Source organism: Chitinophaga sp. G7 BAM 1005 (genome assembly GCF_057126945.1).
Genome location: NZ_CP181478.1, coordinates 5444855 through 5461983, shown reverse-complemented (window position 1 = coordinate 5461983; position 17129 = coordinate 5444855). Strand labels below are relative to the sequence as shown.

The 17129-nt window shown below is 46.1% G+C and carries 16 protein-coding genes; 9 read left to right on the top strand and 7 right to left on the bottom strand.

What is annotated here, in order from left to right; genetic code table 11:
- Positions 1-260 precede the first annotated feature (260 nt).
- From ACMXI2_RS21580 to ACMXI2_RS21550, 7 genes are all read left to right on the top strand, one after another.
- On the top strand, positions 261-836 hold the full coding sequence (locus tag ACMXI2_RS21580) for an RNA polymerase sigma-70 factor (protein WP_483778143.1): 576 nt from the start codon (positions 261-263) through the stop codon (positions 834-836).
- 10 nt (positions 837-846) lie between these two features.
- A complete protein-coding gene (locus tag ACMXI2_RS21575) occupies positions 847-1824 on the top strand; it encodes a FecR family protein (RefSeq protein WP_483778142.1) in 978 nt (325 codons plus the stop codon).
- A gap of 15 nt (positions 1825-1839) precedes the next feature.
- A complete protein-coding gene (locus ACMXI2_RS21570; protein ID WP_483778141.1) occupies positions 1840-3648 on the top strand; it encodes an STN and carboxypeptidase regulatory-like domain-containing protein in 1809 nt (602 codons plus the stop codon).
- A gap of 70 nt (positions 3649-3718) precedes the next feature.
- The gene (locus tag ACMXI2_RS21565) at positions 3719-4858 is read left to right on the top strand and encodes a hypothetical protein (RefSeq protein ID WP_483778140.1); all 1140 of its coding nucleotides are present in this window, start codon (positions 3719-3721) and stop codon (positions 4856-4858) included.
- A gap of 58 nt (positions 4859-4916) precedes the next feature.
- Positions 4917-5132: a hypothetical protein gene (locus tag ACMXI2_RS21560; RefSeq protein WP_483778139.1), complete on the top strand. Its 216-nt coding sequence runs from the start codon at positions 4917-4919 to the stop codon at positions 5130-5132.
- A gap of 161 nt (positions 5133-5293) precedes the next feature.
- A complete protein-coding gene (locus ACMXI2_RS21555; protein WP_483778138.1) occupies positions 5294-5713 on the top strand; it encodes a hypothetical protein in 420 nt (139 codons plus the stop codon).
- A gap of 191 nt (positions 5714-5904) precedes the next feature.
- Positions 5905-8442 (top strand): phosphocholine-specific phospholipase C, encoded by a 2538-nt coding sequence (locus ACMXI2_RS21550; protein WP_483778137.1) that lies wholly within the window; start codon positions 5905-5907, stop codon positions 8440-8442.
- A 56-nt stretch (positions 8443-8498) separates the two neighbouring features.
- Here ACMXI2_RS21550 and ACMXI2_RS21545 read toward each other — a convergent pair whose 3' ends face one another.
- The 6 genes from ACMXI2_RS21545 to ACMXI2_RS21520 all read right to left on the bottom strand — a co-directional run bounded on the left by ACMXI2_RS21545 (position 8499) and on the right by ACMXI2_RS21520 (position 13620).
- The gene (locus ACMXI2_RS21545) at positions 8499-9194 is read right to left on the bottom strand and encodes a hypothetical protein (RefSeq protein WP_483778136.1); all 696 of its coding nucleotides are present in this window, start codon (positions 9192-9194) and stop codon (positions 8499-8501) included.
- Complete coding sequence (locus tag ACMXI2_RS21540) at positions 9191-10189, bottom strand: glycosyltransferase (RefSeq protein ID WP_483778135.1); 999 nt, start codon at positions 10187-10189, stop codon at positions 9191-9193. Before ACMXI2_RS21540 ends, ACMXI2_RS21545 begins: the two co-directional genes overlap by 4 nt.
- 19 nt (positions 10190-10208) lie before the next feature.
- Positions 10209-11222, bottom strand: coding sequence for a glycosyltransferase (locus ACMXI2_RS21535; protein ID WP_483778134.1), 1014 nt, complete (start codon positions 11220-11222; stop codon positions 10209-10211).
- On the bottom strand, positions 11201-11812 hold the full coding sequence (locus ACMXI2_RS21530; RefSeq protein ID WP_483778133.1) for a class I SAM-dependent methyltransferase: 612 nt from the start codon (positions 11810-11812) through the stop codon (positions 11201-11203). Before ACMXI2_RS21530 ends, ACMXI2_RS21535 begins: the two co-directional genes overlap by 22 nt.
- 23 nt (positions 11813-11835) lie before the next feature.
- Positions 11836-12786 (bottom strand): hypothetical protein, encoded by a 951-nt coding sequence (locus tag ACMXI2_RS21525; RefSeq protein WP_483778132.1) that lies wholly within the window; start codon positions 12784-12786, stop codon positions 11836-11838.
- A 75-nt stretch (positions 12787-12861) separates the two neighbouring features.
- Positions 12862-13620, bottom strand: a complete 759-nt coding sequence (locus ACMXI2_RS21520; protein WP_483778131.1) for a DUF5672 family protein — start codon at positions 13618-13620, stop codon at positions 12862-12864.
- Between the two features lie 286 nt (positions 13621-13906).
- Here ACMXI2_RS21520 and ACMXI2_RS21515 point away from each other — a divergent pair, with 286 nt between their 5' ends.
- Together ACMXI2_RS21515 and ACMXI2_RS21510 are read left to right on the top strand one after the other, a co-directional pair.
- Positions 13907-14494, top strand: a complete 588-nt coding sequence (locus ACMXI2_RS21515) for a hypothetical protein (RefSeq protein ID WP_483778130.1) — start codon at positions 13907-13909, stop codon at positions 14492-14494.
- A gap of 158 nt (positions 14495-14652) precedes the next feature.
- Complete coding sequence (locus ACMXI2_RS21510; RefSeq protein ID WP_483778129.1) at positions 14653-16212, top strand: L,D-transpeptidase family protein; 1560 nt, start codon at positions 14653-14655, stop codon at positions 16210-16212.
- A 1-nt stretch (position 16213) separates the two neighbouring features.
- Here the strand turns inward: ACMXI2_RS21510 and ACMXI2_RS21505 are convergent, their stop codons facing one another.
- Entirely contained in the window at positions 16214-16972 is a 759-nt protein-coding gene (locus tag ACMXI2_RS21505) for a murein L,D-transpeptidase catalytic domain family protein (RefSeq protein ID WP_483778128.1), read from the bottom strand.
- Positions 16973-17129 lie beyond the last annotated feature (157 nt).

Here is a 17129-nt window from a genome sequence, read left to right as displayed (position 1 = left end):
CTGATTTCCTTGATTTTATTTTTATCACATTGATTTTCATATTGTTATTTGCTGTAGAAGCATTCTTTATAATATATCAAATAATCAAAATACAATCCAAAATACAATCCAAAATAAAATCAAGGAAATCAGCCTAATCAGGTTAATCCTGCAAAAAGACAAAATCCGCGTAGGGGTAAGTACTTAGAAAGGTGTCGTATAATAAATCAGTTCAATTGGCAGAAGGAATTATATTTGACGTTAGATATCAAACCCTGGGTATGGAATTTATAAATCCGGGTAATACTGCAGCACCGGTAATAGAAAACTCATTAACATTTGAACAGGTTTTTAAAACTCATTTTAAAGGCTTGCATGCATATGCATGTACCTTATTAAAAGACGAAGTGATGGCGGAAGAGATGGTACAGAATGTCTTTTGTAAACTGTGGGAAAAATCAGGTGATATAAAAATAAAGCAATCTGTTTCGGGATACCTATACCGGGCGGTGTATCACGAGTGCATTAATTATCTGCGGCACCAGAAAGTGAAAGCTACCCACCAGGCACATACCAAATACCAGATGAGCAATGATCATGATACCGGCAACGCATCCGGTAAAGTAATGCTGCGGGAGCTGGAAGAGAAGCTGGAAGCAGCTTTGATGGCACTACCTGAAAAATGCCGCACCGTTTTTCAACTCAGCCGCTTTGAAGAACTGAAATACCAGGAAATAGCAGATCGCCTGGATATCTCTATAAAAACTGTGGAAAATCAGATGGGCAAAGCGTTGCGCTTACTACGACTCAACCTGGTAGATTTTCTGCCCTTGTTATTAATTTTGCTCCACCTGTAAAAGTGCACCCGTGAAAAAAACATCTACACATATAAACGACGACCTGCTGGTAAAGCATCTGCTGGATATCGCCACACCATCCGAAAAAGCAGCTGTAACCGCATGGCTGGCAGAGAAGGCGGAGCATCAACGCTATTTTGAACACTTCCGCCTGATTTGGGAGGAAAGCCGCAAACTGGCCGCGGTAAGCACCGTGAATGAAAATGACGCATGGTCGCGCTTCCGGCAACGGGTAAGCGCCAACGAAAATACGACCCGCATCGTAAAACCGGATGCCGGTATTGCCTGGCGACCTATTCTCCGCATTGCCGCCATACTCATTGTCATGATAGGCGCTGCCGGCGCCTGGTTTATCTCGCAAAACCGCAACACCCCGCTGATCGTAAGCTCAGGGGAACAAATCAAACAAGACGTTTTGCCGGATGGCTCGCAGGTAACGCTGAATAAACAATCCACCATCACCTATGCGGGTAACAGAAAAGAACGCTCGGTAAAACTGGAAGGAGAAGCATTTTTTAACGTGGCACAGGACCCGGGAAAACCTTTCGTGATAAAAGTGAACGATGTAACCGTAACCGTATTGGGTACTTCTTTCAATGTTAAAAGCGTACACGGTAAAACAGAGGTAATTGTGGAAACCGGCGCCGTGGAAGTAACAAAAAACAATAACAGCGTACAACTGAAACAACACGAAAAAGCGGTGGTAACCGAACAACAGGCTGCCCCCAGCAAACAAAGTAATACAGATGAATTGTACAGCTATTACCGCACCCAAACATTTGTATGCAATAACACTCCTTTATGGAAACTGGTGGAGATCCTGAATGAAGCATATGGCGTAAACATCGTTATTGTCAATAATGCTAAACGCGATCTGCAGATTAATTCTACCTTTACCAACAGTTCGCTGGATAGTACTTTAAAAGTAATCGGGCTTACTTATGAGATCGCCGTGGAGAAACAGGGATCACAAATTACACTGAAATAATAGCCTTCGTACTGTATGTTACTACCTAAGCAATTGCTGACATTATTATTTGTTTGTTGTTTTTCATTACCACTGGCTGCCCAGCAGTTATTGAATAAAACCGTTAGCATTGATGTGAAGCAGCAGCCACTTTCGGATGTGCTCACCACCATCAGTAAACAAGGCAATTTTTATTTCTCGTATCTCAGCACCATCCTTCCACAAGACAGCCTGGTAAGCATCTCCGTAAAAAATAAAAGTGTAAAACAGGTACTTGATATTTTATTCAACGGTGATTTTTTATATAAAGAATCGGGGAACTATATTATCCTTTTAAAAAAATCGTCGGGACAAGTATACTATCTGATCAGCGGGGTGGTCACGGACCGGAAAACAGGGCAACGGCTACCTAATGCCAGTGTGTATGAACGACAGCAACTCATTTCTACCTTAACAAACAACGACGGTTACTTCAGGCTGCGGTTAAAGGATAAATATCCTACCGCAGCCATCAGTGTTAGTAAGGACCTCTATGCAGATACCTCCCTGTTACTCACTACCGGCTACGACCAGGAAATCACGGTAAGCATTGCCCCTTCTACTTATCAGCTGAAAGTGGTGGATATCACCGGGCATTCACACGTGGAAAAAACCTGGTTCGGCAGCATGTTTTTATCTTCCCGTCAGAAGCTAACCAGTTTGAACATCGGCGCCTTCCTGGCCGATAAGCCTTACCAGGTATCACTCACGCCGGGCCTGGGTACTCACGGCAGGATGAGCGGACAGGTAGTGAATAAATTTTCCATGAACATGCTCGGCGGCTACGCTGCCGGGGTAGATGGCGTGGAAATAGGCGCCGTTTTCAACATCGTGAAAAATGATATGCAGCATGTACAGATCGCCGGTTTGGTGAATGTAGTGGGTGGAAAAACAAAAGGTGTACAGCTGGCAGGGTTTCACAATAATGTATTGGACTCTATGAAAGGTGTACAGGCAGCCGGCATCAGCAATATTACAGAGGGTAATATGGAAGGTGTGCAGCTCACCGGCGCCATAGGTCAGGTATATGGAAATATGAACGGGGTATCCATACAAGGCATCGCGGGCGTTACACGCGGTAATACGCAGGGCTGGCAGGTAGCAGGCGCGCTCAACTACAACGGTAACAACCTCGACGGGCTGCAACTGAGCGGCATTGCCAATTACAACGGAAAAGATGCTCACGGTATGCAGCTGGCCGGCGGCGGAAATATCAACCGCGGTGTGATGAAAGGCTTGCAGCTCGCCGCTATTTTTAATTACGCGCGGCAAATGGACGGAGTACAGATTGGCCTGGTAAATATTGCAGATACCGTGAACGGATATAGTATCGGCATCATCAATATTGTGCGCAAGGGTTACAAAAAAGTAGTGTTGTTCAGTACGGATGTGCTGCCTTTTAATATCGCCTGGAAAGCCGGTCGCAGTGAGTTGTACAGCATCCTGCTGGGTGGCGCCAGCTTTGGTGAAAATAACAAAGCGTGGTCGCTGGGATATGGTATAGGTAAAATTATTCCATTTAATAAAACGTTGTCTTTATCCACAGAAATTACCGGGCAGAATATTTTCCTGGGCAGCTGGGAGCGCAATACACAGATCTTCCGTTTGCAGCCCTCTCTCAACATTAAATTATCCAAACGCATCACCTTATTTGCAGGGCCTGCGATGGCAATTTACATCGATGAGAAAATAGCGCCCATGCCGGGTTATAAGTCGGTGGACTTTAGCAGGCACTATCCTTCTTTTAACATGGGAAACTCCGTTACTTCCTGGCTGGGATGGCAGGCGGGTATCAGTCTTTTTTAAATTTCATTTTCCACATAGGGGTATAAGTTCTTCAAGGTGTCGTTATACAGTACGAAATAACTAACACACCATGAGAATATTTTACTTCAGCAGCCGGATCATTTGTTTTTTGGTTTCCGTTTTATCCTTTACTACAGCGACTTACGCGCAGTCGCCGCTTACCAGTCCTGCACATATTGGTTTTATATATCCGTTGAGCAGCAATGGGAAAAATGCAGCTGCCTATACGAATCATTTTTCATTGCATATCATTGCCGGTGTGTCCAAAGCCGAAACAGGCGTGGCTATCGCAGGCATTTCCAATATCATTAAAGACAACGCTACCGGTGCAGAAGTAGCGGCTTTTTCCAATCATATTGGTAAAACATTTCACGCTGCTACGGTAGCAGGTTTTATGAACCAGGTAAAAACCAGCGCCGACGGCGCTATGGTAGCAGGTTTTCTGAATTTGTCCGGAAGCCTGCATGGTTTCCAGATGGCAGGTTTCGCCAATCTTGTGCAGCATGATGTGAAAGGCACACAGGTAGCCGGTTTTATGAACATGGGCGCAAATAATTCACAGGCGCAGGTAGCCGGGTTTACGAATATTGTAAAGAAGGATGCCAACATACAGGTAGCCGGCTTTATGAATAAATCGGAGAACGCGCATACACAGGTAGCCGGTTTCCTGAATATGGCAAAGAAGGTAAAAGGTGTGCAGGTTGGCTTTATCAACATTGCGGACAGCAGCGAATGCCCGATTGGGGTGATCAACATCGTGAAAGGCGGCGAGAAACAGGTAAGTGTGAGCATCGATGAAACTGCCACCACTATTGCGTCTTTCAAATCGGGTGGAAGAATATTATACGGTATCCTCGGGGTGGGATATAACTTTAAAGATAACCCTGATCCGCTGTATGCCCTGCAGGCAGGTATTGGTGCGCATTTTCCGCTGTTATCACATTTCAGGATCAATGCAGAAGCCACCACGTTGATGCTCACCGATTTCAAAAAGGGTTACTATCACCGTCAGTCGCTGGGCATATTTCCCGCCTACCGTTTTGGTAGCAGGGTAGAAGTATTTGCCGGTCCTACGTTTAATGTTGTGCAAACGGAACATGGCGTGGGAGAGGAGCTGAGCGATCATTATATCTGGTCGGAGTATAGGAGTAATAACAAATTTCGCGGCGGATATATAGGTGGAACCGCCGGTGTACAGGTAAGAATCTAACTATTATTTTCAGCGGAGGAATCAGACCTCCCCGCTGAAATATTTTTATTTTCAAATATTGTATCTCAATATATTTCCTTCCAGCGTAGCGGGTACAATTGCTGCGCTGCATCCGGTAGCTGATGTTGTCGGTGGCCACGCTTTCCGGGGCATGCATGAATGCGGAATTATTGAGCTTTTACTGTGCAAGGGTTTTGGCGCCCCGGAGAATGAATACCAGGGAATTTTCCGTAAAGAAAGCCCTGTTCCCTGCCGGGTTCGTCAGATTGCCTGAACCTCGCCACTATTGACTTTCCGGCGTGTTGTAACCGGACACCGGGAATATGTTCAAAGGCTTTTGGATATCGTGGTAATATGCCATAAAAATACGGATTAGCATGGAATTATATGTTTATGGCATTGTATTTGGTAAAATGATGTTAAAAGCAACTCAATATGAAAACATGGTTTTACCTGCCGCTGCTGTTACTGGGTTTTATATTGCCCGGTTGCACCAAAACAACTAACGAAGTAGTAATCCCTAACCAGACGATTTTGTTTGAAATAAATCCAAACGACTGGGGATTCGATAACAATACCGGCGTTTACTTCTATTCCATTCCGGTATCGGAGCTGAATAATGTGAACCAGTTGGATGGCGTGATCGTTTCTATGGCCAGATACGATGCCAATGCTCCAACAGTGGTACCACAGGCATTTGAATTATTGCCGCAGGTGTATAACAACCAATCTTATTTCGTTATCCACGATGATCAGGCAGTAGAGGTGGATATCAAAGGTGTGAACGGCGCTGCATCGCAAAAGCCGGCTACCAAAGTGAGAGTGAAAATTGTATTGATACCTTCCGCACAGTAAACCATCTTTACCATTTCTCAACATACATAAGGCTTCCGTGGAAACGGGCGCCTTTTTTATTTCCGTTAAGTCAGAACCATAATAATAAAATAACAGCGATTCTTCATAGTAAGTTGCGTATAGCACGGGATTTTTACTATTTTCCATCTTTCGTAATCCCTTTACAGTGTACATGAAAAATTCAACGAATAATGGATAACAGAAGAGATTTTATTAAGAAGGCAGCGTTGCTATCCGGGGCAGCCGGTGTTTTCGGTGCCCTGCCGGCGTCTATCCAGCGGGCAATGGCTATTGACCCTAAACCGGGTACCACTTTCCTGGATGCAGAGCACATCGTGGTGCTGATGCAGGAGAACCGTTCCTTTGATCACTGTTATGGAACGCTTCGTGGCGTGAGGGGCTACAATGATCCGCGTGCCATTCAGCTGCCCAATAAAAACCTGGTATGGCTGCAGAGCAATGCGAAGCATGAAACGTATGCCCCTTTCCGGCTCAATCTGAAGGAAACAAAGGCTACCTGGATGAGCAGCCTGCCGCATTCATGGGGTAACCAGGTAGATGCCCGCAACAACGGTAAATATGATCAGTGGCTGCTGGTAAAGAAATCAGGTAACAAAGACTGGGCGCCTATGCCACTCACACTGGGGTATTATAACCGGGAGGATATTCCGTTTTATTATTCCCTGGCAGATGCGTTTACCGTATGCGACCAGAATTTCTGTTCTTCACTAACCGGTACTACGCCCAACAGGCTTTATCTGTGGACAGGTACCGTGCGGGATGAACAGAAAGCCGATTCCAAAGCCAATGTATGGAATGAAGACGTGGATTATGGCCGGGAAGCACATTGGACCAGTTTTCCCGAACGCCTCGAAGACAACGGCGTTTCCTGGAAAATTTACCAGAATGAAATCAGTGCTGCGGGCCTGGAAGGAGAAAAGGATGGTATGCTGGCCAACTTTACCGATAACCCCATAGAGTGGTTTGCTGCCTATAACGTTCGTTTTGCTGCCGGGCATATCCAATACCTGCAACGTAAAATTAAAGAGCTGCCTGCCGAAATAAAAGCGCTGGAATCAAAACTGGGCGGCACTTCCGGGGAGGAAGCCACCAAGCTGCAAAAGCAACTGGAACAACGTAAAACGGAACTGGAACGGGCAAAGTCCGATGCGGAAAAGTTTACAGCGGCTAATTTTGCCAAATTGCCGCAACGCGCACAAAATCTCCATAACAAAGCCTTTACCACCAATATTGCCGATCCGGATTACCACGAACTGGAAACCCTCGCCTACAAAGACGGCGGCATGGAAAGAACTGTACAGGTGCCGAAGGGAGATATCCTGCATCAGTTCAGAACAGATGTAAATGAAGGTAAGCTGCCAACCATCTCATGGCTGGTGGCGCCGGGCGAGTTTTCTGATCACCCCGGATCGCCGTGGTATGGCGCCTGGTATGTGTCGGAAGTGTTGGATATCCTCACCCGACAGGAAGAGGTGTGGAAAAAGACCATTTTCATTTTATGTTATGATGAGAATGATGGCTACTTCGACCACGTACCCCCGTTTACCGCACCACATAAACCCGGCACCGGCAAAGTATCTGCAGGAATTGACACCGGTATTGAATATGTGACACGCGAGGAAGAAGAAGCAAAGAAATATCTCAGCGCAGATGAAATCCGGGAAAGCCCTATCGGGTTAGGTTATCGTGTGCCATTGGTGATAGCATCGCCCTGGAGCCGCGGTGGCTACGTAAATTCGCAGGTATGTGATCATACTTCCATTGTGCAGCTGATGGAGCATTTCCTGCAACATAAAACGGGTAAACCTATCAAAGAAACGAACATATCTGCCTGGCGACGTACGGTGTGCAGTGATCTTACTTCCGTATTCCGTCCTTTTAACGGGGAAAAAATTTCAGTACCCTTCCCGGAAAGGAACGAGTTTATTGAAACGATCTACAATGCGAAGTTCAAGAAGCTGCCGGATGAATTTAAGCTGCTCACGGCGGAGGAAATTGCAAAGATCAATGCCAACCCCGCCACCGCAGAGTGGATGCCACAGCAGGAGAAAGGCACCCGGGCTTCCAACGCATTGCCTTATGAATTGTACGTTGGAGGGAAACTGGGGGCGGATAAGCAATCATTTGAAATCAGTTTTGAGGCGGCCAGCAAGGTGTTTGGCGACCGGGCTGCCGGCGCTCCATTCAATGTATATGCCCCCGGCAAATACCTGCAGGAAACCACGCAAATAATGGAGCCGGTAAGAACCTGGTCGTACGCCGTGAAGGCCGGAGACCAGCTGAAAGATACCTGGCCACTGACGGCTTTTGAGGATGCGCACTATCACCTGAGGGTATATGGCCCTAATGGCTTTTACCGTGAATTTACCGGCGCATCCAATGATCCGCAGGTGGAAATACAATGCAGCTATCAGCGGGGCCTTACCAATAGTAAAAAACTGACCGGGAATGTGGAACTGAAACTGGTGAACCACAGTACACAACCGGCCACCTTTACCATCAGCGACCTGGGATATAACAAGGGCGTGCTGAAGAAAACAGTAGCCGCACGCACAACCGCCACGCTGGTAATAGACCTGGTTAAAAGCCACGGCTGGTACGATTTTTCCGTGAAGGCCACCGGCAGCGATGTATTCGCACAGCGTTATGCCGGCAGGGTGGAAACCGGGAAGGAAAGCATAAGCGACCCGGTGATGGGAAGAGTATAATATTTATTTGCAATGATAGGAAAGAAGGCGTCTTCATTAATACGAGGCGCCTTTTTTTATTGTCCTACCGGAGGCGATTGTTTTTTGTCTGTTAGCTTCAAACGAAGTTTGGTAAGTAAGGGTAGTATTGACTTACACTTCTTTATAAAGCGCTGCGACAAATCGTGCCGCGACAGGAACGCATGATAAATGCGGTCATTGTAGGTAGTGCCGTATCCGAATTTATTATGTTCCGGATGATGCAGGTACCATTGCTCATCTTCGATGTGGGTGGGCCACCAGTATTTTACGTTGCCGCCACGTTGTATAATCTGTTCCGTTAGATTTTGTCCTGCGTCCATATCTTCCGTCATATTCATATCCGGATACCCCAGCTCTTTCAGGTAAGCGGTGGAAATACCAAAGAAGAACGGGGAAACATACAGGTTTTTTGCATCGCGCAGGTGATTGGCTGTTTGCGCAGCGCCGGCGATGGTGCGGGGTTCACGAAGGTCTTCCAATAGATCAGATAACCATTCCTTACGCGTGGGCACGCAATCAATATCAAAGAAAATCAGGTAGTCGGTATCTGTAACGGTTCTGCAGATATGGTTCAGAAAATCGCCATGACTGAACTGTTCATCAACAATGTGATGTACCGGTACTCCGAATTTACCAAACACTGCTTTTTGATACCGGGGTACCCTGGGATTTACTTTATGATTATAAAACGAGAATATCTTAAACTGCTTTCTTCTTTCTCTTGCCATCATTTATTATTTAAGAATTTTTTAATTGAGTTGGTAACCTCGTCCTGTTTGCGGGCGAACGGCGACAGGTAAAAGAGTACCTGTCTTTCTGTTGTCAGATCCCGTTTAGACAAACCCATTCTTGCAAACAATATCCGGACCGGGGTCATAACAAGTAAGCGCCACCTGTTCTTATGTTTATTTTTGTTGTGGAGGAAGAGCGCCCTGTCGTACATGCTTAGTACTTTTGTGGCCTCGCGGATGCCGTCCATCAGGCGGTCCCTGTAATCTATTGTTAATCTTTCTGCCGGTATAAAATGTTTCAGTTTCAGCTCTTTATCATAATATAAGGTAAACCCCCACAGGAGCAGTCGTTTGCAGTATTCGAAATCATCGCCGGTGGTGAGTTTTTCGCCATTCCTGCCATTCAGGAGGGAAGGGTACCTGTCGTCAAATACCTGGAGGAACAGGGCTCTGCGGGTAATCAGTCCGGCGCCGAGTACAAACCCACGGTGGGTTACATCGCCTGATTCTTCCGCGGGGATGCCGATGGCATATTTATCTTTATAGTCTTCAAACCAGTCGGGGTATGCTGCCGAATCTGTTACCGGTACATTTTGCCCGCCTGCTGCACCGATCATTTTATCTTTCAGCATCACCTGCCAGGAAAGATAAACGTAGTTTTTATCCAGGAGGTTATCATCGTCACAAAATAGGAGGCATTCATAACTGGCTTCCCTGGCGCCTCTTTTCCGGGCATACATTTGTCCGCGTGTAAATTCATCTACTATCCTGCACGTAGCATTTACCGGTTGGTTTTCCTGCCAGATGGCCCGGGTGCATTCAACTGTGTTATCTGTAGAGGCATTGTTGACCAGTATAATCTCCCAGAAAAAATCTTCCGGCACTACCTGTTCATTCAGATGAGCTAATGTTTGCGGCAGCCGGGAAGCACTGTTATAGCAGCAAATAATAACTGAAACGCCTTTAGTATTACTTTCCGGAATCTTCCACTTCATGTTTATATTTAGTTTTAAGCTATTCTACTTTCAGCATCCTCACTATCTGGTTCACCGGTAGCGGTACCGGTTTGTTCAATGCTGCATAGGTTCCTGCGTTGGTGGCAATGAATTCCACGAGATCAAACATTTTGTGCGGATCTTTGCTCCAGCGGGCCCGGATGAATTTCTTCAGGGATTTCCGGGAGAATTTCCACCGCGGCATTATTTTTTGTTCGAGTGATTTTTTTTGTTCGGGAAATACCTGCAACAGGCAGGTTTCATAACAGATAAACGTGCCATACAGCAAACGTTGCAGGTATTGGCTGTTGGCCCGGCTCCGCGGTATGATATGTGTGAGTTTCAGCGCTGGAGATACGCCTGCAGCATATCCTTTGCTGATGCAATGCAGTACCATTTGTGTGTCTTCCCCGCTGCTGAGTTTATTCCCTTTTCTGCCAGAGGCGGTAAAGCGTCCCTGGCGGGCCAGCTGTACAAATTCTTTCAACAGCGAAGCGGTAGTGCAAAGACCGGTACCAAAAGGGTAACAGGATTGCCACGAATTTTCCCGGGCGGTTCTTACCGTTTGTTCTTCCCGTTGCTGAAAGGCCATGCTGGCAAAATGCCTGATAGCGCTATCTACTCCGTCAATGAAATCCACCTTTACGATACCGGGCCCCCAGGCAGCCACGGCAGGAAATTGTTCGTTTAGTTTTTTCAATTCCTGGAGGTAATCGCTTTCGGGTTCATTGTCGTAGTCAAAGTATACGATATAGTTGCCGGCAGCTTTTTCTATGGCGGCCATCCGTGCGTAATTTACGCCCTGCTCCGGTACCAGGAGGATGTGCATGCCGGGGATCTTTTCTTCAAATATCTTTATATATGATTGCTGGTGAAGTGGGAAATCACTGTTGTTATCCACTAAAATCACTTCGGTGGAAATGCCGGTGGTATCCAGCTGCCACACGGCTTCCAGGCAACGTTGCAGGATACGTTTATCCGGGTTGAAGGTGCATATAACCAGTGAATAATCTATCTTTTTTTCCCGATCCATAACGAGTCATATTGCCTGAAAAAATTGAAATGGTCGCCCACGAGGTTTTCGATCACATAAGTAGGGCCCAGTTCATCCCGGTCGGGGTAGTAGTCGTGGAAAGCGATATAGCCACCTCTTACAACTTTGGAGGCGTACAATTCAAAATCCGATCTGCATCCTGCGATGGAGTGGTCGCCATCGATAAAAAGGAAGTCGATTTTTTGAAAGTCGTTATGCATTTCATACGAATAGCCTTTTCTTACGATGATCTTATCATGAACAGAGAGGCGTTCCATATTTTCTGTAAAGCGTATCAGGAGATCGGTACTGGCGCCTTTCTCTGCATATTCTTTGCGGCTTTCCTGGTCAAACCCGGCGTCTGCATTGAATGGATCGATGGCATATATTTTTCCTGACCGGAGTCCTTTTGAAATACAGTAGGTGCTTTTTCCCTGCCAGCTGCCAATTTCCACTACTACCGCATCGCGGCGCAGTTTACGTGCGGTGAGGAACAGTCCCAGTGCCTCCCGTTCGGTGAGCCATCCGTCTATTTCGTAATAGGGATGGATCTTTTTCAGGGCAGATCTTTCTATCATTTTTTGAAACATACTGCTGGACGTTTGAGGATGATTTATTTAAAAAAACTTCTTACCCATCGTTTAAACCGTCTTCTCAACAGTTGTTCTTTTTTTACTTTCCGCCATTTCTCTTCGAGCATAAAGTCTTTACTTAAAAAATAATAATCTGCCTGTTTCTCCGGTGTAAAATGTAAAGGATGCACCAGGGGTTTTTCCAGTTGTTCCGCCGGTAGGTTGGCGTGATCATCCGGAACGTTATAAGTATGGGTGGCATCCGGCCTGAACCCTAAGTTGCTGATAAGATTTACATTGGGTGTAATACATAGTCCGTTCCGGAAAAAGTTAATCAGGTTAAACTGGTAGTCCCAGGAGTCTATTTCTTTTCTTTTTAGTCTTTGAAAGATGTCTATCCAGCCGTCGATCAGGAATTGATCCGTAAAGATATTTTCCAGTACGGAAACGGTTTCTTTTTCGTCGTAGTGCTCGAGGTCGATGTCGTATGCTTCCCATGCCCGCCGCCAGCTTGCCCATCCCCAGATGTGGCTGTATTGTGAGAAATAGTAACTGCCATTTCCCCACTTTTTCCCCATCTGCAGGTTGGTACCGGTGATATTCACCATACGTGTATCGTGCCGGTAGCGCGGGAGCAGCTGGTCGCAAAAATAGAAGAAATCGTTGGTGGGTAAACAATCGTCTTCCAGGATAATGCCTTCTTCTTCCTGTTGGAAAAACCAGGTCACAGCTTCTGCTACGGCTACTTTACAACCTTTATTTTCTTCACTGAATAATTTGTATACGCTACAGTCCCAATCTACCTGGTCATATATCATCCTTGTTTCCCTGCATAGCTGTGTATCTTTTTCTACGCCGGTTCGTGGTCCGTCTGCAGCGATATACAACTTAGCGGGCCGGGCTTCTCTTACCCGTTCAAATATCTTTAAGGCAGTATCAGGTCGGTTGAAGGATAATAATAAGACAGGAGATTGCACATGATAATTGGCCATACCTGATAAATAGATGTATAGTAAATTTAATAAAATGATGCCTGGAAAACAAGCATGTACCTGGTAAGCGCACGCTTACACTTTGATATATTTTTCCCAGAAAGGAAACCTGAACCATGCATGACATCCGAGTGGCAGCCGGCCATTGTTTAGTTCATAGAGCCGTTCGGGGTTTACCTCAAAGCTGAATACAGCCGCGGTTTCCGGTGGGGCTGTTCTGAAGGTAGGTTCCAATAGGGGAACTACCTGTGTCCAGATCATATCTTCATTGAAATTTTTTCCTGTATAATATTTTTTAAGATGAATGTTAAAAAAGATAGCGTCCTGATCCTGTTTTATCCTTCTCCGTAAAGCGGCGCAATTGGCGTAAATGAAATGGTAGAATTTCCATCTCAACTTATACCTTCTGAGTAATTTCAGAACCGTGATACACGACTGTATATTGCGGATAGAAAAACCGGAATTAAGTGCACCGTGGAATGGTGCATCCGGTGTTGCATTCAGGTATCCCTCAAAAACGGGCGCCCCTATGAAATCGAAGTCGAATCCATGATGTTCATGAACTTTAGAGCTGAAGATATAAGCATCCAGTTCATAGGTCATCATAAATTCATAGTCAGCAAATTGCTGGTAAAACGGAACTGATAATTTCATCCTGTTATAATTCCCCAGGGAAGAAAGCCACGATGGGGCAACCGGTTTAAGTTTGAGTCCGGGATGTATTGCCAGGTAACGATCAATGGGCAGTCCTTCCGGGTAAACAAGGAAACAGTCGAATGCTTTCAGATGCCTGTGGCATGCATACAGGGACAAAACTTCTTCCTCAGATAGCACAGATTTATGTACAGGTATTATCACACAAAGTTTACGGCGCACTGTCATATTCTAATTATAGGTTATCAAAGAAATGGTTCAGATGACAAAAAGAGGCCACATTGTATTTAAACCAACAAGTGACGATTTTGTTCAAGAAAAGCGAGTAGTTATGGATGGCTATCTGAACTAAATTATACCATTTTTGTTATTTGTTTTTTTGTATATTGACTAACGTGTTAAAGATCCCGTTGCCTTGAATCTCCACATATCATTAATTATATTAAATCATCCAAAATCTTCCTTTATGAAATTATCTTCCCGTCACCTGCCCCTTATGTTTCTGTTTGCTGTAATTCTGGCTTTTGCCGCCTGCTCCAAAGACGGAGATCAGGGCCCTGCCGGAAATCCTGGTCCGGCCGGGCCTGCGGGTCCAGCCGGTCCTGCCGGCCCTGGTGGCGCCAAAGGCGATACCGGTGTGGCGAATGTGATCTACTCGGAGTGGCTTAACGTAGCCTTTGATAGTATCCGGGATGAAAATGGCGTGCCAACCGGCGATGGCTTTATTGGTTCCATCGAAATTCCGAAACTGACCAACGAGATACTGACTAAAGGGCTGATCAATGTTTATTTTAACCTCGACTCCGCCGATGCGCCGTATATAGTGCCGTTGCCTTATGTGGATCCTTACCTGTTTGTAAGCTTCCGCGCTGCTGAAGGAGGAATCATCATCCTGGCCAGTCATGATCTCAGCTCCGGCAATTATCCCGGTGAGAAAGTGATCCAGCAGTTCCGCTATGTGCTTGTTCCCGGCGGCGTTGCTGCCCGCAGTGCCAGTGGAGTGGACTGGAAAAATTATAAGTCGGTACAGCAATACCTGGGACTGAAAAATTAGCACAAATATTTTTTTGTGAGAAAGTCCTCCTGCCATCCGCGGGGGGACTTTTTGTTGCGCTATTTGCACAGTTTGTTCCAGAGCGGCTACGTCTGCTCTTTATTTGCCCGGTAAAAGGACATCCTGCAACCGGCTTCCTATTTGATAGACGATCAGGTATGAAAAGGGTACTACTGATTACATTGTTTGCATACATGCTGAATGGCTGCAACTCCCCATCTACCCCCGCCACGTCCGATGAACACATTAGTCCCCGTAATGCAGGGGTCACCCCGGAAAATGCCTACAACGACCTGTTCCTCGACAGTTCTGCTATTGCCGCATTCATCACCGCAGAAAAGCTGAATGATACCATCGCTAACCGGTTACGCAGCTTTTACAATGCGCGTAACTTCGAGTTTGCCTGGTTCGACAGCAAAGGACCGGTAGAACAGGCCGCCGCTTTCCGGAGCCTGTATAATTACAGTAAAGACAGTACCAGCAACCGGGCGCTTGATAAGCGGCTGAATGCTCTCATAGATGAAGACAGCCTGGTGGTGAGCGCTACCGACAAAGAGATTATTAAAACGGAATTGCAGCTTACCTGGCGGCTCATTAACTATTTCAGGGAAACCGGGGGCAGCGTTGGTCAGCTGGAGCACATGGTGCCGGCGCAGGGTTACGCTTTAATGGAGCTGGCCGATTCCATGCTTAAAACCAATGATAAGATGTTCCCGGCGGTTGCTTCTATGAAAGAACCGCTCAAAGTCTACCGGGAATATGTCAAAAAGGGCGGCTGGCAGGCGTTGCCCGCGATAAAGAAGGGATTGAAAAAGGGGCAATCCTCTCCCGAAATTATAGCCGTAAAAAAACGATTGCTGATAACCGGGGAGCTGAAGCATAATGACAGCACCGATGTATTTGATGATGAACTGGAAACTGCCATCAATGCATTTCGTAACAGCAACGGGTATACGCAAAACGGGGTATTGAATGATACCGTGATCAATGCATTAAACATCCCCGCTGAAGAACGGCTGCAGGAGTTGCTGGTAAATATGGAACGCATGAAGTGGATGCCTGTAAAACCGCAGGGGAAGCTGATCCTGGTAAATATACCTGCTTTTATACTGCATGTAACGGATGGGGATAAACGTTTATTTGATATGGATATTGTGGTGGGAAAGGAAGGACACAGCACTACTATGTTTTCAGGAATGCTGAACCAGGTGGTGTTTAGTCCTTACTGGAATATTCCCCGCAGCATTGTCCGGAAGGAAATCCTGCCTGCCATCCGGCGCAACAGGGGATACCTGGCGTCGAAAGATATGGAGGTTACCGGGCAGGCGAATGGGTTGCCGGTTATCCGTCAGCGGCCCGGGCCGCGCAACGCACTGGGACGGGTGAAGTTCCTGTTCCCGAACAGTTATAATATCTACTTTCATGATACGCCTGAGAAAAGTCTTTTTGAGCGGGATAACCGGGCTTACAGTCATGGTTGTATCCGGCTGAAAGATCCGGTAAAAATGGCGCAGTTTGTCCTGGAGGGCTTACCTCAATGGACCAACGAAAAAATTGACAGCGCTATGAACAGCGGAAAGGAAAAGTTTGTGGCGGTAAAGAATCCGGTGCCGGTGATTATTACCTATTTCACCGCATGGGCGGAAGGAGGCAAGTTATACTTTGCCTCCGATGTATATGGGCATGACGCCGTTTTTAAGGAAAAGCTGTTTAAATAGTTTAAGATGCAGTACTGTCTTTTACGAGGATCCTGGTATGTGTGGAATAATATTTATCCGGGCTGTAAAGAAACAGGCAGGTACCATTCCTGATGCTGCTGATCACTTTGCGGTGCACATTTTCGGGGATGGCGGGGCATCCCAGGCTGCGGCCAATATAACCCTGTAATTTACCGAGGTTATCATTCACATAGTTTGCACTGTGCATCACAATACCCCTGCTAAGGGCGTTATCGTTGATGCCGGCTTCTTCTCCTTCGAGGCGGAGGGAGTAGCCATGTTCGCCGTTATAGGTATCGCCGGTAACATAAAAACCAAGACTGCTTTTAAAGCTGTTCATCTTGTTGGAAAAAGCGTTGGCGATATCTTTACCGGAGTTCCGGCCATGAGATACGAGGGTATTGAAAAGTAATAGTTTATTTTTCAGATCTATTACAAACAAACGCTTTTTTGTACTGGGCAGGGAGAAGTCGATAATAGACACTACATCCGGATTTTTTATCCGTCCTTTTTCCTGCAGGTGCTCGTATCCTACCATCGCATTGTCAAACGCCTCCCTGGAAAGACCGGTAGTATCCAGCCGCATCATGTCGTATAGACTTTCCCGTTGAACCGAGTCCGTTTTTACAGCAGTAGCCGGTTGGATAGCTGCAGTGGGTGTTCCTGCTGTGGTAAGGTTTGTAAAATTGGTAAATAGAAATACGAAAAGACAAATTGTAATAATAAAAATCAACGGTTTCATCACTTGCTTCAATTTCATGTTCACACTCCGTGTTTTATTGGTTTAGAGAAAAGGCATAGGCAACAAATATAGCGATTTTTATGTTTGAAAAGCCCGTAAAGTCGCGTCTGAGGCCGTTGGACGATTATTTTAACAGGATGTTCACATACATGAAAAATATGTATAAGTGGCTAAT